Source organism: Bacillus sp. GW823-FHT06A11, assembly GCF_058795355.1.
This window is the reverse complement of record NZ_JBXAHS010000002.1, coordinates 107114-130187: the sequence shown is the minus strand read 5'-3', so window position 1 is coordinate 130187 and position 23074 is coordinate 107114. Positions and strand designations below refer to the sequence as shown.

The window sequence follows — 23074 nt, the reverse complement described above, 5'->3', positions numbered from 1 at the left end:
TTCTTCCACTTGTGGTTCTGCTACTACTTGCTGCATTGGTTGTTCTTCCACTTGTGGTTCTGCTACTACTTGCTGCACTGGGCTTTCTTCCACTTGTGATTCTACTACCACCTGCTGCATTGGCTGTTCTTCCACTTGTGGTTCTGCTACCTCTTGTTGTACTGGCTTATTCTCTACTCGTACATTAGCAGAAGGCTGCATTGCATTTGCTCTAGCTGCATGTCTTTCCATTAATCGTGTTCTATCTTGTTTCAACATAACAACATTAAATGGTACATGACGCTTTTTCTCACGTTTTGGTTCTTCTTTTTTTACAACGGGTTGTTCTTCTACGACCGGCACTTCTTCTTCAACTGATTGCTCTTCTACGACCGGTGCTTCTTCTTCAACTCGTTTATTTTCTTCTGTTTCTGCAATTAAAACATTCGCAAAGCTTTGAACATCGTTCTTTGTCTGTTCATCAGCCTCAGCTACATGTATGAATTCACTGTTTTGTTCAATTACTTCATCTTCTTGCTGAATTTCCTCAAGTGCTACAAATGTCTCTACTACAGGCGCTTTTGTTTCTGCGATCACTTCTACTTCTTCTAGCTCTTCTGTTTCCGCAATTACTTCCACTTCTTCTAGCTCTTCCGTTTCCGCAATTACTTCTACTTCTTCTAGCTCTTCTGTTTCCGCAATTACTTCCACTTCTTCTAGCTCTTCTGTTTCCGCAATCACTTCTACTTCTTCTAGCTCTTCTGTTTCCGCAATCACTTCTACTTCTTCTAGCTCTTCTGTTTCCGCAATTACTTCCACTTCTTCTGACTCTTCTGCTTCTGCGATTACTTCTACTTCTTCTGACTCTTCCGTTTCTGCAATTACTTCCACTTCTTCTAGCTCTTCTGTTTCTGTAATTACTTCCACTTCTTCTAGCTCTTCTGTTTCTGTAATTACTTCCACTTCTTCTAGCTCTTCTGGTATTTCCACAATGATTGTTTCTTCAAGTTTTTCTTCTGCTTTGACAATCACTGATTCTTCTGGAGCTTGCTTTTCTACTTCAATAGTAGGTTGTTTTATTTCTGTATTACGTTTAATTTCTTCTGATAATATTGTATCCTCGTGCTCTACTTTAGAAGCTACTAATTCTTCTTGTAGATTGTTTTCGTTTAACACCACTACATCTTTTTCTAGCTTAGCACTTTCCATCTGCTCAGCTACTGTTTTATGAAGTAATTCATCCGCTGAAACTTCCTGCGGTGTACTCATTTCTTTAATCACTTCTTTTTCTTCTACTAAAGGCACTTGGCGTTCAATTTCATAACCGTTTTTCTCTAGCCATTGATCAACAACTGATTTTTCTTCTTTTTTGCTCTGTTGGCCTTTCTGTTCAACTACTTCACCTGGAGCAGAAGACGTTGCTTGTCCTTCTGAGAAATCAGATAATTTATATCCTTTTTTCTCTAACCATGCATCAACAACTGCTTTTCCCTCTACAGATATTTCAAGATCTTCTCTTTCTTTTACTTCCTCCTGCTTTTCAACCTTTTTCTCTACTGAAGGACGATTATATCCATAAATTGGCGAAATCATTTCTGTTGGACGAAATGGTCTACGGTTACTCTCTTGCGAAGGTGCAGATGCCTTTTTAACGACAGACTCCCGCACCGGTTCATATTGCACTTCCGGCTCTTCATATGTAGAAACTACCTTTTCCACATACGGTCGTCTGCTTCTTTCCACCTTTATTCCTCTTTGGGCAGTCGGTTCTTCATATGCTACTCCTTGAACAGGTTGTTCTTCAAAGCGATTTACTTCGCTTTCATCCTCTTCATCGAACCCATTATCCGGTACTAAAGGAAAACGGCATTTACCTGCATTCCTACTTGCCATTTGTGCTTCTCTTGCTTCAGTGTAGTGGTTTACACGAGGAATTTTCGGCTGACTTTCAATTTGCTTTGGTACTTCTTTATTCATCGCTGTTTGTTCTTCCTCTTTGTTAAACAGCTTTTTCATCCAATCTAACATGCTTACCACTCTTTCTACTAAATAGTAACATCCTTTATTGTATCAGCATTCGGCAAAAAGTGCAGGTAAAATTAAGCATGTCATATTTATCCACAATATTCTAATTTACGAGTGTTTTCATATGGAAAAACGCAGCCTTTCATGTAAGACTCCGCTTAAGCTTTACTCTTCCGATATGCATCTACACTATCCGTTACACTTTGCAATAAAGAATTTACATACTGCGGGTCAGATAATTTTTTATCTTCTTCATGGTTTGACATAAACCCAAGTTCTAATAGTACGCCAGGTACTTTGGACCAATTGAATCCAGAAAGGTCATCCCTAAATTTAATTCCATTTACTTTTACTTGCTGGTTCTCCCTCATTTTATTTACAATCATTTGAGAGATTTGAAGACTTTCCGCATAAATCTCTTTCGTATACGGACTTCCTTCTGCCGGCGTCAATACAGCAAATCCACTTTCGTTTGGATTTTCAGAACCATCTGCATGAAGACGTAAAAATAAATTAGCCTTATGATTATTTGCGAATGTCGCCCGTTCTTTATTACTTATATCAACGTCTTGTGATGTTCTCGTCATTAATACTTGTATCCCTTTTGCTTCAAGCTTTTCTTTTAATAAAAAAGCCATTTCTAATACAAGTACAGCCTCTCTCTTTTTCGTCACAACACCTGTTGTACCGTCTGTCACTTTATATTTTTGCGTTGTTGCCCCTGGTCCAATTGGCTCTAAATTTAAATTCGCTTTTTGTTGATGCCCTGGATCAATAACGACGAGAAACTTTCCTTGCTTTTCATTACTCTCTACTTTTTGTTCATTATTTTGCACTGGTTGCTCAATTGGCGGCACAGTTGTAGTTTCTTCTTTCTTTTCCTCGGCTGATACTTCCTCTTGCCTCTGTTCTACTTGCGATTCTTCGTTCTTTTCTTGTTCTTGCTGCTTTTCTACCGGTGCGTCTTCTTTGGTATCTTTGTTTTTCTCTTGTATAGAAGATGTAGTTTCTTTTTTCGGCTGCTCTTGTGAACAACCGGCCATATATATTCCAATGAATGCAATCATGCTCATTATTTTTATATACTTCATACTTCTCTCCCATCACTTTGCACCGGATTCAAAGTTTTTCTTATAATTGCCCTATAATCTCATCCATATTTCCAATATAAACTGGCTGCCATGTTTCTGTACCACGTTCTGCAGTATAAACTGGATAAGCGTCATCATCTATATTTACGAAAACTGGATCGCCCATATCCGTTTCATATCCAATTGCAATCCATCCTTCTTGCCACTTTCCGTGTTCTTCACTTATTAATGACTTTTTATGTTTATCATATCGGTAACCGATTTGTCCTTTTTCTAATTCACTTTCACTAAACACATATATTTCATAAGTACATAGCTCAACATCTTGCTGTTTTGAAGTTTCAATTCGTTTTAGAAGTTCTGCGATTTTTAGTTGTTGTTTCATACGTCTATCCCCTTCTATTTTTCTAAATTTTAACTAGTTTGTTTATAAAATACAATATAGATTTTAAGACAAAAGGTGACACCTTTATCATATTTACGATTTTTGGAGTATATCTATCACAACTCTCAATATATTAACGATTCAACACGAAATTTCGACTTACCAACAAAAATGACAAAAAAGAGAGGCTGCCCAAAAGGACAACCTCTCTTTTCTTATATCAATTAAAATTTAAATTCTTGTCCAACTTCAAAGCTATCTTCTAATACAAGAATACCTTTTTCTTGTGGAGCGTCTGGAAGCTCTAATTCACGTGCAGAGCAGATCATTCCAGAAGAAGGAACACCGCGAAGCTCAGCTGGCTTGATTAACATACCGCTTGGCATTACAGCACCGATTTTTGCAACGACAACTTTTTGTCCTGCATCAACGTTTGGTGCGCCACATACGATTTGTAATGTTTCTGTACCGATTTCTACTTTACAGATGTTTAACTTATCAGCATTTGGATGCTTTTCTTTTTCAGCTACATAACCTACAACAAATTTCGGAGAAAGATCTGCTTCTACTGTTTCTTCAAAGCCGTTCTTCGCTAAAATTTCGTTGATTTTCTCAACAAGCTCTTTCGTTAATGTAAGGTTACCTGTTTCTGTTACTTCTAAATAAGAAGATGCATTAAAGATGTTGAATCCTCCCGTTACGTTGCTTTCACGATCATAAACGCGAGCAACATCTCCTTTGCGATCAAAAGTACGGTTCTCTAAAGTAATATCTTGTAAGGCAACAATTAAAGTGTCACCAATTCCTTCAAGGTTGTAAAAAACGTTCACTTCGTTCATCCTTTCTCTTTTCCATCTGTCTTCTTCCGATTCTTCGCTAAAATAAAGATTGGTTCAAAGTCTCCATCTTCATATACGAATGAAAGTGATGTAATCGGAACATGCCCTTCGGCAAAAAATTTCATTGTCATTTGTGCAATAATATCATAACCGATTTCGTTAACGATATCAGCAATAATTAATACATCTTGGTGAGGAACAGCAACAACCATGTCACCAGAAATCTTTTCACGCATCGATTGTAGTAACGATTCGTTTAAAATACGCGTCGCGTCATATCCATCATTTGTGTTTAAAAAGTAGAATGTATTACCCGCTACTGTGTCTTGTTTAAATTCATAACCTAATGAACGAGCATTGAATAATGCCATTTCACGTACTTGCTGTTCTGTAAGTTCTAATTTTTGTAACAGACGCTCATCGATTAGTCGATACGTTTTATTCGAATCTAACGCATAGTAAATACGTGTTTCCGCCGTATGATCCGTCATAATAAACGGATTTCCTTCTTCTGCTTGTTTCGGGAAAGAAGTAGAGCGAATAACAGGTAAAATTTTCGCTCCACTATTTTCTTCTTTATGCATCGCAATTAGCGCTTCTTGTACATAATAAGCAACCTCTTCAATTGCTTTTTCTTTATTCACTTCCCATTTTGCCACAACTCCTGGAAGCGATACGTTAATACCTTTTTTAGAGTCTTTCTGTTCAATACGTAGAACTTCTTTCTCGCTATCATACTGAAAGTCCCATTCTGGGCGAGATAATTTCTTCATTAACTCGTCTTTCATCTTTTTACTTGTCATCTTCATCTCTTTTTCCTCCCTTCCAAAAAAATAACCTCCCCCGCGAAGGTAGAGGTTGTTTTACAATTCAATTGGCAAATTGCCTTATTTTAAACCTTCAATAAACTCTTCGATTTGTTCTTGTGTTTTACGATCTTTGTTTACATAGCGACCAGTTTCTTCACCCTTATTGTACGCTACAAAGCTCGGAATGCCAAATACGTCTAATTTTACACATAGATCAATAAACTCATCACGATCTACATAGTAAAATGAGAAATCACTATATTTCTCTTCTACTTCTGGCATAAATGGGTCTACAAAACGGCAGTCTGGGCACCATTCTGCTGAGAACATAAAGACTACATTCTCTTCATTTTTTAATTGTTGGAATTGCTCCATGCTTTCTAATGACTTCATCTATATTTCCTCCTCTAACGAGTGCATGTTTTCATGTTATAATCTTTCTTTTATACTACCATACATCACGCATGGTGCAAGGTTTATGCTTGCTTTTCGTCATACTTATATTGCCCAACAAGTAACTTAACAACGTGTACAAATAATTCCGTGCGATCAACATAATCATCTGTAAAAATACCGATTGCACCTTCGTGACTACGAATATCTTTTCTATGTACAAACTCTTCCATCACTTCACTTAACTCCTTGCCCTCTTCAAGAGGTGCTAAAAAATCATCCGGTAACGTAATACGTGCCCCGCCGGCAACAAATATTTTACCATCACTTGTTGCTAGCGCGCCCCAATTACACATAAATAAACCGTACTCCGTTTTCATTACGCCGCCTTCTAGCCCAATACCAATTTGAGCTCCTCCTTCCTCTAGCGCTCGCTTCGCTCTATTAATCGCTCCTTGCATCGTCTCTTCATCTGAAAACGGCTGATTTGCTACTCCTGAAGGAACAGAAAGAGATGTAATTTCAGCATCTTTCCAAACCTTCTCCACAGCGCCAACCTTCGTTTTATTCTTCGATCCAACTACTACCTTCATTTCGTTCACCTCTATAAAAATTCATCATTCTATTCTAATATCCGCATCAGATACGAACTAAGCATCAACCACTACCACATATCACCAAGTCATCTATTCAGCCTAAAAAAGAAGGGTTTTTCTAGCAACATTACCGTCTTCGAAAACAAAAACCAGCCTTCCTCTCACTTCCTACTTGGAGTCTTCATACATCATTCGAACACCAATTAAGCACTGACCGCTCCCACTCATGGATGGGCCATCTATTCAATCTAAAAAAAGAAGGGTTTTTCTAACAACATTACCGTCTTCAAAAACAAAAACAGCCTTCCTCTCACTTCCTACTTGGAGTCTTCATACATCATTCGAACACCAATTAAGCACTGACCGCTCCCACTCATCGCTGGGTCATCTCTTCAATCTAAAAAAAGAAGGGTTTTTCGCCCTTCTTCTCTACGCGTTATTCTTAATTGTCTCTAACGTCGTTTTATCTGTTGTTCTTACAAGCTTCGTAATTAATTCTTTCGCCGCTGCATAATCATCAACATGTAAAATTGAAGCATGTGTATGAATGTAGCGTGCGCAAACACCAATTACTGCTGATGGGATACCAGAGTTACTTGTATGTACACGGCCCGCATCTGTACCACCTTGTGAAATAAAGTATTGGTACGGAATGTTGTTTGTTTCTGCTGTATCTAAAATGAATTCGCGCATTCCTCTATGTGTTACCATCGTGCGATCGTAAATACGAAGAAGGGCACCTTTTCCTAATTGACCGAACTGCGTTTTGTCACCAGATGCATCGTTTGCTGGACTTGCATCAAGCGCATAGAAAATGTCTGGTTGAATCATATTTGCAGCAGTTTGCGCTCCGCGAAGACCTACTTCTTCTTGTACAGTAGCACCAGAATATAATGTATTTGGTAATGTTTCATCTTTTAATTCTTTTAACAATTCGATTGCAAGACCACATCCGTAACGGTTGTCCCAAGCTTTCGCCATAATTTTCTTCTCATTTGCCATCGGTGTGAATGGGCAAATCGGCACGATTTGTTGTCCTGGTTTTACACCAATTTCAATCGCATCTTCATAACTATCTGCACCTATATCAATTAACATATTTTTTATATCCATCGGTTTTGCACGTTGCGCGTCACTTAATAAATGAGGAGGAATAGAACCAACAACCCCAATAACAGGACCATTCTTCGTCATAACTTGTACACGCTGCGCTAATAAAACTTGGCTCCACCAGCCGCCTAACGTTTGAAAACGAAGCATTCCGTTTTTCGTAATTTGCGTAACCATGAAGCCTACTTCATCCATATGACCTGCTACAAGAACACGCGGGCCAGTTTCGTCCCCTTTTTTCAGACCAAATACGCTACCTAAACCGTCTTGTACAATTTCATCCGCATATTTGCTTAATTCTTGTTTCATAAAACGGCGTACATCATGTTCAAAACCTGATGCACCTTGTAATTCTGTTAACGTACGAAATAATTGCAATGTCTCTTTATTCACGAAGTCCCCTTCTTTCAAACCTTAGTAGAATACCTCTTTTATTGTAACGAAATTTTCGAAATGTTTCTAGTTTCTTCTTTTTTAGCTGTATTTGCTTTATAATTATTATTGGTACACTATTTTTATTTTATAGAATTGAGGTGAATATATGAGCTGGAAAGGTTTAGTAGCAGGTCTTGGCGTTGGGTTCGCAGCTGGTTATCTCGTTGCAAACAAAGTACAAGAACAATCCCATATTTCTTCAGAAAAAGCATTGAAAATGGTGAAACAAGCATTAAGTCATAAAGGTGAAATTACTGGCTCTTGGGTACATATGGTTCCAGAGACATTTGAAAAATATGATGTCGCATATGAAGTTTATCGCGGCGGTCTTACAACAATGTTAGATGATATACAAGAACGATTTGAATTTTTAGTTGATGCTAAAACAGGTACTGTTTTAGAGGTTATAGCAGCATAAAACGGAGGGTTCCCATTAGGTGAACCTCTTATTTTTTTGAAATTGCGGGTATTGATTAAAATTATATCAGCGATTTTTTAAATATATCGACTTACCGACAAAACCCGACAATAAAAAAGAAGCTGCTCCAATAAATATGATGGAACAACCTCCTATTTTTATGCTTCTATACTCGTTTTCCGTTCTATTTTTTCTACGATATGACCTTCCTCATTCCACTTTACTGCACGGTAATATGCGTCATGATAAAAAGTAAACCATGCTCCTTTTTCAGCGCCGTACTCCATCCACTTTTGCTTATTTTCAATCGATGTCATCGGATAATCATCGTATGCCATTACCCATAATACATTTTGATGCGCGTGCGTCGGCAAGAGATCTGCTAAATGTAGCATCGTTTCCCCTTGACTCTCCAAAATGATGACTGCATGTCCATCACTATGCCCACCCGTATGTGCCATCTTGATTTCATCTGTAATTTCTATTTCTTGCTGAAACGTAACAACTTGATCTACAATCGGTTCCCAATTTTCCTTCCAATATGTATTACGGGATCTAATATTTGGGTTCCTCATTTCATTCCACTCTGTTTCACTTACGTAAACTTTCGCATTTGGAAACGCTGGTACAAGGTGATCCCCATCCCATTTTGTTAGGCCAGATGCATGATCAAAATGAAGGTGTGTCATTAAAACATATTGAATATCTTCAGGCTTTAATCCCTGTTTTTCTAACGATTCATAAACCGATGATTCTTCTGTTACACCTTGATTTCGTTTCATCTTCTCATCCAACTTACCGTTTCCTATTCCTGAATCAATGAGCATATTTCCATCTTTCGTTTGTAAAAGTAACGGATCTGTTCGTAAGTAAATATGATTTGTGTCATTATGTTTATATTTACGTGACCAAAGTACTTTCGGCACAACACCAAACATTGCCCCTCCATCTAAATGTGTATTTCCGCCTTTTAACCACGTTACTTTTATATCTCCAATTTGTAACTGTTCCATTACACATCCCCCTTTCAATTAATCTTAACATAAAATTCTGATTATTTTAGATGTAAAAAAACCTATGCATTACTGCATAGGCTCTGTACGATATTTTGCTTCAACTCGGTAAATACGATGACCTTTACTAGAGAATTTCTCTTCGTATTCAGTCATGATGTTACCTTCAAAGTCGCTGTTATGAAGATCTAAGCTTAAGTAAGTTAGTAACATACCATACTCAGCCATACTCATAAGAGAATATTCAAATAAACCTTGGTTATCTGTTTTGAAATGAATTTCTCCGCCTTCTACTAACACTTCTTCATAATTGCGTAAAAACGTTTTATACGTTAAACGACGCTTCGTATGACGCTTCTTTGGCCATGGATCTGAGAAGTTTAAATAAACGCGATCAATCTCACCTTTTGCAAAGAAAACTGTTAAATCTTCAGCATCTTTATTAATTAACTTTAAGTTCGGCACTTCTTCTTCAATTAATTTATCAAGTGCATCTACAACAACACTTGTGAATTTTTCAATTCCAATATAATTAATATGTGGATTCGCTTTTGCCATATCATACATAAAGCGGCCACGCCCTGTACCTACTTCAATATGAATTGGTTGTTCATTTCCAAATACTTCTTTCCAGTTACCAGCGCGCTCCTCTGGGTTTCCGATTACGATATGTGAATACTCGTTAATTCGATCCATTGCATATGGTTTATGTCTTAAACGCATAGATGTCTCCCTCTCTTTACAAAACTATTTTAAAGGAATAATTCCTTCTTTCTTTTTTTAATCAATCTACCAAACAAAAAACCAAGTACGTACGAGCACTCGGTCCGTTTCTTTCAAGTATAAGATGTACCATTTTGATAAAAACTACATACAGCATTAAACATTCCATGACGAAACAGCTTTTTCTCTTACATTTGAAGAGAAAAACAATCGAAAGGATGATCCGTTCATGCCAATTAATCAACAACATCAATTAGAAGTGCTGAAAGATATTTTAGTCAACCACCAAAGTGATTGCTGCGGGACAGTTTCAGAATGCGAGCAATTAGAGCGCCTCATTCAATCGTTACTCGCAAACGATAATATAAGTAGTGACGCTAAAACAATGCTAAACGATGTATATTCTTATAGTCAATCGGGTAAATCTTCCTCTAATTTGGACAACCATATTTCCAATAATCAAGAACAACTTACTCAGTGGATTGCTGGAATGGACAATTTTTCTTAAGTATTATTCTGAAGCAAGTAGTTGCTGTAAATATTGATGCCAATATTCAGCTTCTGCTTGCTGTTTTTTTGTTGTATGCCATTGAATAGACAAAATCGTTTGTGCTATCACATACCATCTCATGCGCCTAAGCAGCGATTCATCCATTTCAATATCATAAAAACCGAGCCACTCACTCCACTCCTGGCGCGGAATGTACCAATATAATAACATACCAAGGTCTAGAGCTGGGTCAGCAATTACAGCTCCATCCCAATCAATTAAAAACAACTCATCTTCATCCGACAATATCCAGTTGTTATGGTTTACATCACAATGGCATACAACGAATTCATTGTATTCAATAGCTTTTAATGAATCCATTAAATATTGAAGGCCTTGCTGAATTGTTTCATCATCCCTTATATCTCCTCTTAAAACGAGTTGCAGTTGTTGTAATAACTCTTGTGCGTGAAGCGGTTGCTTCCCAAGTCTTTGAATCATCTGTACAAGCGCTTTAGAGGAGTGAATTTTCTTCAAAAGTTTCGCAACACGTTCTAGTTTCATATCCTCTGGCTCTAACTTCTGTCCCGGAAGCCATTTTTGAGCAGAAATTACATCACCGTTCGTTACCCTTCTTGTCCAAAGTAATTTTGGAACAATTCCTTCTGCTGACAATACCGCTAAAAAGGGCGATGTATTCCGCTTTAAAAATAACTTCTGTTGTCCGTTTTGCGCAATATATGCATCGCCCGTTACTCCACCAGCCGGTACAAGACTCCACTCTTTTCCTAATAATTGTTCCAACCATTCCATATTCATTACCCGTTAACAAATCCTTATCTTTTATAGTTATGAAAAGAAAAACCGCAACATTTCTACACATGTTGTGGATTCATATATTTTACTGTAAATGAAAAGAAAAATTAGCCTCAGCCAAAAATTCTCTATTTTATTTTACAAAACCTGTCATAGAATGACAACTTATCAAAATCGTCACCTTTGTCAATTCTACATTTATTACATTCTCATCGTCAAGTAGCGATTTGTCACATTATCGTCAATATATACGTGCTAATTGGAGCGAGCCTAAGTTCCTTTCCTCTAAATGAAGAAATTGGCTCTATTTTCGCTTGCTTTTCGTCTACTATCACATGCCACGTTTCTTCTTTCGGAAGTTGCACAGTTTTAGCTTCTAAACCGCTATTAAATAAAACGACAATCTCTTTCCACGGCCCAAACGATTCTGCATGCTCTAGGTGATATGCAAGTACTTCTGTAGATGTTTGTAAAAAAGTCATATGTTTTTTTATAAGGTCTGCGTTTTGTAATCGGAATGCCCCATGCTCTTTACGAATCGCAATTAAACCTTTTATATAGTTAACGGTCTCTATTTCTTTCTCTTTTTGATCCCAATCTAATTGATTGATCTCATCATTTGCATTATAGCTATTTTCATTTCCTTTCTTCGTACGATAAAACTCTTGTCCTGCATGTAAGAAAGGAATACCTTGTGAAAAAATAACCATTGCGCTCGCTAGCAGGTGACGTTTTTTCAAAATCGCTTCTGATTCTTCATTACTGCGCACTAGTTTATCCCACATCGTCATATTATCATGACATTCTACATAGTTAATGCTTTGCGCCGGCTCTAGAAACAGCCCTGTTTCTTTCATACTTAAAAGACTTCCTGCTGCAATATACTGCAAATGATTACAGTCTACATGCCCACCAAATGCAAAACCACGCTTATTTATATGAAATGTACTCCCTTTTATCCCATCACGAAATTGATCATTAAACTGCGCCATATGTGGCATTTTCTTCGCATTATTTAACGTTGCTTTTTCCTCACGAGGAAGCGGTGTTTGTAAATCCCATCCTTCTCCTAATAACAAAGCATCTCGTTTTATGTTTCGCACTTCTTTTTCTATCATATTCATTGTATCAACATCTAAAATTCCCATTAAGTCGAATCGGAATCCATCGACATTGTATTCAGTAAGCCAATATAAAATAGACTCTACAATGAATTTCCTCATCATTTTCCGTTCAGATGCTATATCATTTCCGACTCCCGTCCCATTAGAAGGCATACCATCTTCACCATGACGAAAATAGTATCCTGGAACAAGCTTTTCAAATGATGATAGCTCTCTTTCATAAACATGATTATATACAACATCTATAATTACCCTAATGCCATGCTCATGAAATGTCTCGATCAACTGTTTACACTCTACTATCCTGTTATACGGATCAGAGGGATTTGTAGCATAAAATCCTGTTGGTGCATTGTAATATAATGGATTATACCCCCAATTATAGGCAGATGAAGGATTCGCCTCATCTACACCACCGAAACAATATAACGGTAATAGTTCAACATGTGTAACACCTAAATCTTTTATATGAGACAACCCTGTTAAAGTCCCGTTCCGTCCTGTTGTTCCCTCTTCCATCAATCCTTTATATGTTCCCTTTTGAATCACTCCACTATTTTGATGTATAGTCGCATCACGAATATGCAGTTCATACAATATGGCATCTGTCATTGATTGTAATGGTGGTAATCCTTCTCTTCTTGTTACATTCGTTTTTTCTAAATCGATAACAACACCGTGTTTTCCGTTTACCGTCACCGACTTTGCATAAGGATCTACAGCTTCGTTCCATATTAAATTAATACAAACAAGAAATGTATAGCGCGCTCCGTCTAAATCACCTTGTAATGTTTGAATCCAAACTCCGTTTTCTCCCCTGTACATTTCATGATCGGCATATTCTTTATCGCTCTTATAAATTCTTACTTTCGCAAGCCTTGCAGTTGGGGCCCATACTTTAAATGTCGTTTCTTCTTTTTGATACACAGCACCTAAATCTGTACCTTCGTAATAATACTTTTCATCGAAAATTGTTGTTCGAATAACAGCACCTATTTGTAAATCCGTTTCTTCATTCCGTTCATCTCGTACTGTATAATACTTTCCCACATCTAGCGGCTCTTCTATAAAGCACTCATACTTCGTTGCATCTGGAAGCGCAATCGTATGAGCAATCGGTAAATCTTTCACATTACTTCCTTCTTGCAAACGAAATGTCCGACTTGTTCCATACGCATGTGGGAGCAAAATTGTAATTTTATTCATTTCATCTAAATAGGCATCAAATGGACGTTTTACTTTCAACATAAAAAAATCACCATCATTCTCAAAGTTAAAATAAAGTGAAACTTTAATGAGCGAGATAAAATGAGCTGCAAATGATAAGGCTTTTCTTATCAACAAGACTCTATACAGTAACTCCATTCTTCTCTATAGTATATTCACCTGCATAAAAAACGTTTTCACCATTCTATTTTTGTAATTTTATTTCAGCAATCGATTTATACTTCGGGGTTTCTTTCACGTGGGATTCGTATAAAGTAATTGTATCTGCTTGAAATGATATTTCAGGGACTTCTTTTATACTTTCTAAATGAAACTTTTCTTCTCCTATCCATTTACGAGCAACAGTAATATGCGGATGATATGGGCGTGTTTCTAGAGAAAATCCATTTTCTTCACAAATGGCATGTACTTGCTTTTGCAACTGAAACAAATCGTGATTCTCACTTACCTTCGCCCAAAAAATACGGGGCTGATCTTCTCTACCAAACGTTGAAAAACCTTGTAACGTGAACGATAGTTCTTTTGTTTTTGTAAGTGTTTGTAATCCATTCTTTATCCCTTTTAACTGTTCTTCTGTCGCACCTCCTAAAAAGGAAAGGGTAATATGATAATCTTCCTTATGTACCCACGAGCGAAATGGTAATTCCTCATTCGTATCCTCTTTATAGTTAGACAGCACTTCTTTTATATGATTTGGTAAAGTAATTGCGACAAAATAATGCCTATCCATGTACACCGTCTCCTTCTTTCTATTGTTTCTTTTCTTTCTTATCTCATTCAATTAAAAAGAAGCCGCCCTCTAAAGTAGAGAGCGGTCATTATTCATATATCGGCGATTAAAGTTTCACTTTACTTCGCTAGTTCATGAATTGCTTGCGCATAAATTGCTGTTGCTTTTAATAAGTCTTCAATTTCAATGTACTCATCTTTTTGATGCGCAAGTTCTTCTTTTCCAGGGAATAGCGGTCCAAATGCCACACCAGCTTTTAATGAGCGAGCATAAGTACCTCCGCCGATTGCTAACAATTCAGCTTTTTCACCTGTTTGTTCCTCATATACACGTTGCAACGTACGAATTAACTCGTGATCTTTATCAACGTGATGCGGACGAGAGTTAGAATAGTCTACTACTGCAAATCCATACGTACCTACATATTCTTTTAACTTTGCAATCATTTCTTCAAAGTTAGTCGTAACTGGGTAACGTACGTTTAATCCTAAATTACCACCATTCTCTTTCGTATAAGAAAGGCGACCAACATTCACTGTTAATGGACCGCTAATTTCATCTTTATAAGCAATAGTAGCTTTTTCACCAAAAATATCACCAGTAAATGTTTCTGTTGCAAATGTCGCAAATGCAGTTGCTTTTCCATCAAGTGAAACTGTAGTTAAGAAGTTTGCTAATAATAAACCTGCATTTTCTCCTTTTTCAGGAGTAGATCCGTGCGCTGAAATTCCTTCTATTTGCAACGTCACTGTATTGCCTTCTATAGTCGATTTCCCTATTTTTTTAGCAGTTTGTAAATACTCTTCATATGCTACTGTAAGTGCATTTACATCTTCTCCTGTAATAACCGCTTCTGCAAAATCAGGAACCATATTTAAACGGCGCCCTGAATCAAATGAAACAAGTTCATATGTACCTTTTTTCTCTTCACTATCATTTTGCACAACTTGTATATCAGAAATTCCTTTTTCTGCATTAATAATTGGAAAGTCTGCATCTGGTGCAAAACCGATTGTTGGCATTTCTTCGTTTTTAAAGTAGTGATCTACACATTTCCAATTGCTTTCCTCATCTGTTCCTATAATCATACGAACACGTTTTGAAAGAGGTAAGCCTAATTCTTTCACAATTTTCATCGCATAATATGCTGCCATCGTTGGGCCTTTATCGTCAATTGCACCACGTGCAAAAATCTTTCCGTCGCGAATATCCGCACTATACGCAGGAGTCGTCCAGCCATCTCCTTCTGGCACAACATCAACGTGACAAAGAATACCTACTAACTCTTCTCCTTGTCCCATTTCAAGATGACCTGCATATCCTTCTAAATTTTTAGAAGCAAAACCTTCAGCTTCTCCTTTATGTAACATGAAAGATAGCGCTTTTTCTACACCTTCACCGAATGGTGCGCCTTCTTTCGCGGATTCTTCTTCCCATACACTTTTAATTTGTAAAAATTGTTGTGTATCACGAATTAAATCATCTTTTCGTTTTGCAACTTCTTCAGTCCAATTAATCGCTGACATCACGCATCCATCCTTCACTATATTATCTCTTTCATCATAGCAAACCGAAATCCCTTATGCCATACACGAAAACTAAATACCGAACAATTGTAATATTTCAGACATTTCTTATTAGTTTTTCTTTTATTTTTTCAAAAAAATTTGCAGGAATTTGGCGTTTTACGTAGAATTTTATGTGTTAGTTGACTGACCATATATACAATGTCAACTACCAATATTTTTCTATATAAATATTTGTTAAACTTTTGTAAAATTTAAGTAGATTAAAGCATGAATTTTATCATGTAGAGTACAATGGTAGTAACGACCTTCTTTCCTGAATGGGGTCAAAAAAACTAGTAGAGGAGTGGTTTTCTCTTGAAACCTACAACTACTCGTATGCTAACACGCATTAAATCAATTTATATGTACATCAATGAAAACGGAACGGTAACGACGAAAGACCTTGTAGATGAGTTCGGGATCACACCGCGAACGATACAACGTGATCTAAATGTGTTGCAGTTTAATGAACTCGTGTATAGCCCTTGCCGCGGTAAGTGGACAACAACAGGAAAGAAAGTGAGAATGACCTCATAACGAAAAATAATTGTATGTAAATAAATACATACCCCTTTCTAACTATTAGAAAGGGGTTTTTTCTGCACCTATAAAGGTACTACTTTTCAGTATCTACTTGATATGTTCTTAACATTTCTACTTCTTCATCTGTTAGCTCTCGGTATTGTCCAAGTTCTAGTTCTTCATCTAATACTAACGGACCCATCTCCGTTCTTTTTAGGTAGACTACTTTTTTCCCTACCGCTTCAAACATACGCTTCACTTGATGGAATTTTCCTTCCGTAATCACAAGCTCAATTTCAGAAATATCATCGCTTTTCAATATTGTAAGCGCACCTGGCTTTGTTTCATAGCCATCGTCTAAAATAACACCTTTAGCAAACTCTTTTACATCCTCTTCTGTTACTACTCCTGCAACGTGTGCATAATATTTTTTCGGCACATGCTTTTTCGGAGATAATAATTGATGTGATAACTTCCCATCATTTGTTATCAATAAGAAACCTTCCGTATCGATATCAAGTCGTCCAACTGGGAACGGATCAAAGATTGCATCTTCTAATTCTAATAAATCTATTACTGTTTCATGATTATCATCTTCCGTCGCTGAAATAACACCTTGTGGTTTATGCATCATTAAGTAAACAAACTCTTTGTATTCCACAACTTCACCGTGAATCATAACTTCTTGCTCTTCTACATTTACATGAACTTTCGCATCTTTTACTGGCGTTCCATCAATTTTCACAACGCCATCTTTCAATAATTTCTTTACTTCTTTTCTACTTCCATATCCCATATTCGCTAATAATTTATCTAATCTCACGTTTTTCACCTTCTTTATTTATCATAGAAAAGGGGACGTAATTACGCCCCTCTTGATTTCAACTTTATTTTAAATCTACTACCAAGTTTACGTTGAATTTTATCTAATGCTTCTCCGCCAAATACTCTTTCAAGTACTCCTGTGCGAATTGCTAACAATCCGTAAACAAGACCGCCAATACCTGCACAAATCGCAACTGTTATAAGAGCACCAATACGGCCATCAGGCGAAATCATGAAGGATAGAAGCCATTGTGATAGTTTTACAGCAACGACCATTATAAGTGTTAGTACTGCAATTTGGAATGTTCTTTTATATACAACACCGAATGAATAGTGTGCGTATTTTTTAATTTGTCGATTTGTATACCAAACAGAAGCTAAGAAACCAACTGCGGTCGCTAGAATTGCTCCTACTGTACCGAAATAACGAATAAAGATTACGTTACATACAAATTTCAAAATAACACCCATAATAAGCGCGACAATCGCATGCTTTTGCTGATTAATCCCTTGAAGAATTGCCGCTGTTACTGTAAATAAAGCAAATAACAATGCAACTGGTGCATACCACATTAATACTTGTCCACCTAATGGATCTGAGTCATAGAAAGCAGTGTAAATTGGATATGCAAGTGTTGAAATACCGATAACTGCTGGCAATGTTAAAAACATATTTGCTTGGAATGTTTGTGTAATTTGTAATTTCAAATAGCGGTATTGTTTTTCAGTAAATGATTTTGTAATTGCTGGTACAAGCGTTAAACTAAACGCTGTTGCAAGTGATACAGGAATCATAATTAACTTATGCGTCCACATTGTGAAAATACCAAGCGCTCGCTCTGCGATATCACCTTGACCAATCGCCTGCATAATTGAGTTAAATGTCAATGTATCAATTTGTTGATATAAAGGAATTGTTAACCCAATTACAACGTAAGGAATCGCATATGCGAATAACTCTTTAAACAACTGAACGGTACTTACTGTTGATTCTGGTACAGTTTGTTCAATTAAATATTGATCCAAATATTTTTTACGTTTTAACCAGTACCAAATTAACACACCGAGTGCTCCAACCGCTGAAACGAACGCAGCAAACGTCGCTACTCCAACTGCTGTTGCAACTGTACCGCCAAGTACTTTAATAACGATAAAACTACCAGCTAATAAAAAGACGATACGAATAATTTGTTCAATAATTTGTGAAACGGTAGTTGGTCCCATAGACTGGTGACCTTGGAAATAACCACGAATTAAACTCGCTGCTGGTACAACAATAAGTGCGAAACTTACAAGACGAATGATCGTCGTAACTTCTCCTACATTATTGTGTATACTTTGTTTACCAAGCATCGCTTCTGCAAACAATGGCGCCGTCATGTACAGTACTAGGAACGAAAGAACTCCTGTTACTATCATCATAACCATTCCCGAGCGGAACATTCTCCGGCTCGTTTTATAATCGCCAAGCGCATTATATTTGGAAACAAATTTTGAAACAGCAAGCGGCACACCTGCCGTTGCGATACTTAAAAAGATCGTATATGGAATGTATCCATATGTATAGAGCGTTCCGCCTTCTGTGCCTACTAATGCATGAAACGGAAAGACGTAAATCATGCCTAAGAACTTTACTAAAAATGTCCCTAGCGTAACAATAAGCGTTCCGCGCAGAAATTTCGAATCGGACATACAAAAATCCTCCTACATCTACATAAAGTGAAACTATAATTAGTTGGAGACTTCTCTCCTACTCCTTATTAGTTGAACCATTCGAGCATTTACAGGCTAACAGACTCCCTATTTACTTCTCCTAAATCTTGAGGTTTTAGTCTTATCGCCTACAAATAGCAGGATAGTGCTGAACTCTAACTTTTGTATTGTACCACAATTCTCTCATTAAGCAGTACTTCACTCTATTTTTCTTTTAAGGGAAAACATGCTATTCTTTTAGGCAGGAAATGTAGAAAATGAGGTCGATATATTATGCATTATGATGTTATTGTCATCGGCGGCGGTCCTTCTGGGCTAATGGCTGCAATTGGTGCTGCAGAAGAAGGCGCAAATGTCTTACTTCTTGATAAAGGAAATAAACTTGGGCGTAAACTTGCGATTTCTGGTGGCGGACGCTGCAACGTAACAAACCGTCTACCACTTGATGAAATTGTTAAACATATACCAGGAAACGGTCGCTTCTTATACAGCGCTTTTTCTATTTTTAATAATGAAGATATTATTACATTCTTCGAAAATCTTGGTGTTAAATTGAAAGAAGAAGACCACGGTCGCATGTTCCCTGTGTCAAACAAAGCGCAATCTGTTGTAGACGCACTTTTAACACGATTAAAAAACTTAGGTGTAAAAATCCGTACAAATACACCTGTTGAAACGATTGAATATGAAAACGGCCAAACGAAAGCAGTTGTACTACAAACAGGCGAAGTGTTAGAAACAAATCACGTCGTTATCGCTGTTGGCGGAAAATCTGTTCCTCAAACTGGTTCGACTGGAGACGGATACGCTTGGGCTGAAAAAGCAGGTCATACAATTACAGAATTATTCCCAACAGAAGTACCTATCCTGTCAAACGAGCCGTTTATACGTGATCGCTCATTACAAGGTCTTGCTTTACGTGATATAAACTTAAGCGTATTAAACCCGAAAGGAAAAGCTATCATTTCTCACAAAATGGACATGCTCTTCACTCATTTTGGCCTATCTGGTCCTGCTGCTCTTCGCTGTAGTCAATTCGTCGTGAAAGCACTGAAAAAGTTTAAAACGAACACAATACAAATGAGTATTGATGCATTGCCAGAGGAAAATAGTGAGCAATTATTTCAGCGCATGCTGAAACAAATGAAAGAAGATCCGAAAAAAGGAATTAAAAACGTTTTAAAAGGTTATGTCCCTGAACGTTACTTCCTATTCTTATTAGAAAAAAATGAAATTGACGGTAGTGAACAAGCTGGACAAGTTTCTCACGAAAAGATTCGTGCACTTGTGAAAGACTTTAAAGAGTTTACTGTGAATGTAAATGGTACGCAGTCAATTGAAAAAGCATTCGTTACTGGCGGAGGTGTATCCGTGAAAGAAATTAATCCGAAAGAAATGTCTTCTAAATTTACGAACGGCTTATATTTCTGCGGAGAAGTTCTTGATATCCACGGTTATACTGGTGGCTATAATATTACATCAGCCCTTGTTACTGGTAGAATTGCTGGAACGACAGCTGGAGAAAACGCGAAAATGCAATATTAAAAAAAGAAACAGGGATTCCTGTTTCTTTTTTTAATATTGCCATGAAATCATTATCGGCGATTTTCCAAATTTATCAGCGATTCTACAACTTATATCGGCGATTTCTCAAATATATCGACTTACCGACAAGAAGCGACAAACATCTGCTCCATGTAACTTTCCATTGCTTTTTTGTTGCTTTATATACCTTAGTACCTTTATATTTTATATTGTTGAATATTTAAAAAAGGGTAAGGGGAAAACAAATGAGAAAAAAAGTCATGATGTCTTTAATGTTAATGACGTTTCTTTCTGCGGTAGAAGGAACGATTGTTAGTACAGCAATCCCTCGTATAACGAGTGATTTGTCAGGCGTCGAACTTGTTAGTTGGGTATATGCAATTTATATGCTTGCAACAGCTGTTTCGACTCCAATATACGGAAAGCTCGCTGATTTATTTGGTCGTAAAAAGGTTTTACTGATCGGGGCTACAATCTTTTTAGTCGGTTCTGCACTTTGCGGAGTCGTTACATCGATGGAACAATTAATTTTCTTCCGCGCGCTTCAAGGTATCGGTGCTGGTGCTGTTATGCCAATCACAATGACGATTATTGGAGACTTATATAGCGAAGCGAAAGACCGCGCGAAAGCACAAGGTTGGATGAGTGCCGTTTGGGGTGTATCCGGTGTTATCGGACCGTTAGTAGGTGGATTTTTAGTTGATTCTCTTTCTTGGCGTTATATTTTCTTCTTAAACGTCCCATTCGGAATTATCGCTTGCTTAATGATTGTAATTTACTACAAAGAATCTATTAAACCTGCTAAACATCATATCGATTATCTTGGTGCAACAGTCTTCTCATTAAGTACAATCGCTCTACTATATGCATTATTAACAGGTAGCAGTAAGCAAAACTGGGGAGACATAACAATTATCGGCCTATTAATTTTCGCCGTCGTTTCATTTATTATTTTCTTATTCATCGAGAAAAAATCTCCGGAACCATTAATTCCGCTAGCACTTTTCTCTAACCGTACATTATCTACGATAAATATATTAACTCTTATTGCTGGCGCAATGATTATTAGTATTACTGTGTATCTTCCAATTTGGAGCCAGGGTGTTTTAGGAAAAAATGCAACAGAAGCTGGACTCATTTTAATGCCAATTCCTGTTATGTGGACATTTGGTGCTATGTTCTCGGGTAACTTAGTTGGCAAGTTAAAAACGAAACAAATTATTTTACTTGGAGCTAGCATCTTATCAGTTGCTACGTTCTTATTATTTACACTATCAACAAATTCACCATCGTTCCTTATTTATGTAGCAGTCGGATTATTCGGCTTAGGAATGGGGCTTGTGACACCGATTTACATGGTAACAATTCAAGCAGCCGTGCCAGCTCATACACGCGGGACAGCTGTTGGTTTAAATACATTTATTAATACATTTAGTCAAACGTTAGGTGCTGCAATATTCGGTACAATCTTTAATACGATGATTCACGCACGTGGTATTAAAAATCTTGATCTTGTATCTGGTGGACATGGCGGTACTACAGCAAACGTAGTAACCGAATCACAATCCGCATTAGCATCAAGCGTACACGTCATTTATATGAGCACTTTCGTATTAGCAGTATTTACATTAATTATTGCTTGGCTTTTATTAAAGCCAGCTACACAAACAAGTGAGCAACAATAAAAAGGATGACCATTTTGGTCACCCTTTTTTATTCTTCATTCTCCACAATATGTTTCAGCATGGATAATTTATTATCCCAAAAACGTTCATAATACGAGAGCCACTGTTGTAATTCTTCTAATGGTTCTGGATGCAAACGATATATCTTCTCTCTTCCGCTTTTTCTTCCACTTACTAAATTCGCTTCCGAAAGAATATGAAGGTGCTTTACAACCGCAGTACGACTCATCGGAAAATGATCCGTTATTTTGGAAATCGGTAACTCTTTGTCACTTAATAACCGTATTACTTCTCGGCGGGTTGGATCAGCAATTGCTTGAAATACATCATATTTCGCTGCTGACGAGGACACTTAGCCTTCGACAACCTTTTTCAGTTTTTCATTTACAATCGCTACCCAACCACCGCTCATTCTATCGCGAATAATAGAGCTCTTCGCTTTCGCTTTCGGAAGAATTTCATCAGGATGTTTCCAGCCGCCGTGAATTAACGTAAATTCTGTTTTGTTATCTCCTAAGTCTTTCAAATTAAATGAAACAACCCAGCCATCTGTATCCCATGAGAAAGATAAATGGTTTGGCTCATCAATTTCTAACACTTTACATGGTGATGGCCCAAATGGCGATTGCACATGAAATTCATGTCCTACCTCTAATACAAAATCATTTGGCATAAACCATGACGCAATCCCTTCTGCAGTTGATACTACACTCCATACCTTTTGAATAGACGCGTTAAAAACGATTGTTTGTTTAATATCATTTAATGTATTTTGTTGTTCCATGTTCATTCTCCTTTACTCGGCGTTATAACATAACACCTTTTGGTTTCACTTCGATAATATAACACCTTTTGGTTTCATGTCAACGTTAATTCTTTTACTGTTGAGAAATTCTCAACATTTTTTCAACAGGACAAACACCCTCTTAGCATTTCCTCATAATATACTCACAAAGGCAATACAAAATAAAAACTTCTCTCAACATGAAACTCCATCATTCATATTGAAAGAA

At 37.1% G+C, this 23074-nt stretch carries 22 protein-coding genes and 1 pseudogene; 5 read left to right on the top strand and 18 right to left on the bottom strand.

The genetic code is table 11. The features are described 5' to 3' along the window. The 8 genes and pseudogenes from AC1Q8L_RS09115 to AC1Q8L_RS09080 all read right to left on the bottom strand — a co-directional run. Positions 1–2007 (bottom strand): annotated as a pseudogene (locus AC1Q8L_RS09115) (DNA translocase FtsK); the annotation flags it as partial. 155 nt (positions 2008–2162) lie between these two features. Then, positions 2163–3095 carry an N-acetylmuramoyl-L-alanine amidase gene (locus AC1Q8L_RS09110; RefSeq protein ID WP_000874048.1) on the bottom strand — a complete coding sequence of 311 codons (933 nt, stop codon included), beginning with the start codon at positions 3093–3095 and terminating at the stop codon, positions 2163–2165. A 40-nt stretch (positions 3096–3135) separates the two neighbouring features. Next, entirely contained in the window at positions 3136–3480 is a 345-nt protein-coding gene (locus tag AC1Q8L_RS09105; protein ID WP_000813290.1) for a hypothetical protein, read from the bottom strand. Positions 3481–3704: 224 nt separating this feature from the next. Further along, the gene (gene ytpR, locus AC1Q8L_RS09100) at positions 3705–4319 is read right to left on the bottom strand and encodes a YtpR family tRNA-binding protein (protein ID WP_001006777.1); all 615 of its coding nucleotides are present in this window, start codon (positions 4317–4319) and stop codon (positions 3705–3707) included. Then, positions 4316–5128 (bottom strand): DUF1444 domain-containing protein, encoded by an 813-nt coding sequence (locus AC1Q8L_RS09095; RefSeq protein WP_000784605.1) that lies wholly within the window; start codon positions 5126–5128, stop codon positions 4316–4318. The genes ytpR and AC1Q8L_RS09095 overlap by 4 nt, the downstream gene beginning before the upstream one ends. 78 nt (positions 5129–5206) lie before the next feature. Beyond that, complete coding sequence (locus AC1Q8L_RS09090; RefSeq protein WP_000838193.1) at positions 5207–5521, bottom strand: thioredoxin family protein; 315 nt, start codon at positions 5519–5521, stop codon at positions 5207–5209. An 83-nt stretch (positions 5522–5604) separates the two neighbouring features. Then, the gene (locus AC1Q8L_RS09085; protein WP_000869932.1) at positions 5605–6114 is read right to left on the bottom strand and encodes a DUF84 family protein; all 510 of its coding nucleotides are present in this window, start codon (positions 6112–6114) and stop codon (positions 5605–5607) included. 432 nt (positions 6115–6546) lie between these two features. Further along, the gene (locus AC1Q8L_RS09080; RefSeq protein ID WP_001031517.1) at positions 6547–7620 is read right to left on the bottom strand and encodes a M42 family metallopeptidase; all 1074 of its coding nucleotides are present in this window, start codon (positions 7618–7620) and stop codon (positions 6547–6549) included. Between the two features lie 148 nt (positions 7621–7768). On the opposite strand from AC1Q8L_RS09080, the gene AC1Q8L_RS09075 reads away from it, so the two are divergent. Beyond that, positions 7769–8080, top strand: coding sequence for a PepSY domain-containing protein (locus tag AC1Q8L_RS09075; protein WP_000118541.1), 312 nt, complete (start codon positions 7769–7771; stop codon positions 8078–8080). 158 nt (positions 8081–8238) lie between these two features. Here the strand turns inward: AC1Q8L_RS09075 and AC1Q8L_RS09070 are convergent, their stop codons facing one another. Together AC1Q8L_RS09070 and trmB are read right to left on the bottom strand one after the other, a co-directional pair. Then, on the bottom strand, positions 8239–9093 hold the full coding sequence (locus AC1Q8L_RS09070; protein WP_025118398.1) for a YtnP family quorum-quenching lactonase: 855 nt from the start codon (positions 9091–9093) through the stop codon (positions 8239–8241). Positions 9094–9162: 69 nt separating this feature from the next. Further along, positions 9163–9816 carry a tRNA (guanosine(46)-N7)-methyltransferase TrmB gene (gene trmB / locus AC1Q8L_RS09065; protein WP_001239383.1) on the bottom strand — a complete coding sequence of 218 codons (654 nt, stop codon included), beginning with the start codon at positions 9814–9816 and terminating at the stop codon, positions 9163–9165. Positions 9817–10045: 229 nt separating this feature from the next. Here trmB and AC1Q8L_RS09060 point away from each other — a divergent pair, with 229 nt between their 5' ends. Further along, entirely contained in the window at positions 10046–10324 is a 279-nt protein-coding gene (locus tag AC1Q8L_RS09060; RefSeq protein ID WP_001122235.1) for a YtzH-like family protein, read from the top strand. Between the two features lie 3 nt (positions 10325–10327). Here AC1Q8L_RS09060 and AC1Q8L_RS09055 read toward each other — a convergent pair whose 3' ends face one another. The 4 genes from AC1Q8L_RS09055 to pepV form a co-directional block, all read right to left on the bottom strand. Beyond that, complete coding sequence (locus tag AC1Q8L_RS09055; protein ID WP_002094168.1) at positions 10328–11125, bottom strand: phosphotransferase family protein; 798 nt, start codon at positions 11123–11125, stop codon at positions 10328–10330. A 227-nt stretch (positions 11126–11352) separates the two neighbouring features. After that, complete coding sequence (gene pulA / locus AC1Q8L_RS09050) at positions 11353–13494, bottom strand: type I pullulanase (RefSeq protein ID WP_000921759.1); 2142 nt, start codon at positions 13492–13494, stop codon at positions 11353–11355. A 163-nt stretch (positions 13495–13657) separates the two neighbouring features. Beyond that, entirely contained in the window at positions 13658–14203 is a 546-nt protein-coding gene (thpR, locus tag AC1Q8L_RS09045; RefSeq protein ID WP_000373841.1) for an RNA 2',3'-cyclic phosphodiesterase, read from the bottom strand. Between the two features lie 119 nt (positions 14204–14322). Beyond that, positions 14323–15729, bottom strand: coding sequence for a dipeptidase PepV (gene pepV / locus AC1Q8L_RS09040; RefSeq protein WP_001274229.1), 1407 nt, complete (start codon positions 15727–15729; stop codon positions 14323–14325). Positions 15730–16086: 357 nt separating this feature from the next. Between pepV and AC1Q8L_RS09035 the strand changes: the two genes are divergently transcribed. After that, entirely contained in the window at positions 16087–16308 is a 222-nt protein-coding gene (locus AC1Q8L_RS09035) for a DeoR family transcriptional regulator (protein ID WP_000805512.1), read from the top strand. Positions 16309–16387: 79 nt separating this feature from the next. Here the strand turns inward: AC1Q8L_RS09035 and AC1Q8L_RS09030 are convergent, their stop codons facing one another. Together AC1Q8L_RS09030 and AC1Q8L_RS09025 are read right to left on the bottom strand one after the other, a co-directional pair. After that, entirely contained in the window at positions 16388–17116 is a 729-nt protein-coding gene (locus tag AC1Q8L_RS09030) for a pseudouridine synthase (protein ID WP_001234948.1), read from the bottom strand. Between the two features lie 41 nt (positions 17117–17157). Continuing rightward, on the bottom strand, positions 17158–18810 hold the full coding sequence (locus AC1Q8L_RS09025) for a putative polysaccharide biosynthesis protein (RefSeq protein ID WP_001284026.1): 1653 nt from the start codon (positions 18808–18810) through the stop codon (positions 17158–17160). 294 nt (positions 18811–19104) lie between these two features. On the opposite strand from AC1Q8L_RS09025, the gene AC1Q8L_RS09020 reads away from it, so the two are divergent. Then, positions 19105–20376 carry a BaiN/RdsA family NAD(P)/FAD-dependent oxidoreductase gene (locus tag AC1Q8L_RS09020; protein WP_025118400.1) on the top strand — a complete coding sequence of 424 codons (1272 nt, stop codon included), beginning with the start codon at positions 19105–19107 and terminating at the stop codon, positions 20374–20376. 245 nt (positions 20377–20621) lie between these two features. Next, a complete protein-coding gene (locus tag AC1Q8L_RS09015) occupies positions 20622–22061 on the top strand; it encodes an MDR family MFS transporter (protein WP_001228030.1) in 1440 nt (479 codons plus the stop codon). A gap of 28 nt (positions 22062–22089) precedes the next feature. Here AC1Q8L_RS09015 and AC1Q8L_RS09010 read toward each other — a convergent pair whose 3' ends face one another. Together AC1Q8L_RS09010 and AC1Q8L_RS09005 are read right to left on the bottom strand one after the other, a co-directional pair. Continuing rightward, entirely contained in the window at positions 22090–22413 is a 324-nt protein-coding gene (locus tag AC1Q8L_RS09010) for an ArsR/SmtB family transcription factor (RefSeq protein WP_000098837.1), read from the bottom strand. Further along, on the bottom strand, positions 22414–22845 hold the full coding sequence (locus tag AC1Q8L_RS09005) for an SRPBCC family protein (RefSeq protein WP_000437768.1): 432 nt from the start codon (positions 22843–22845) through the stop codon (positions 22414–22416). Positions 22846–23074: the final 229 nt, after the last annotated feature.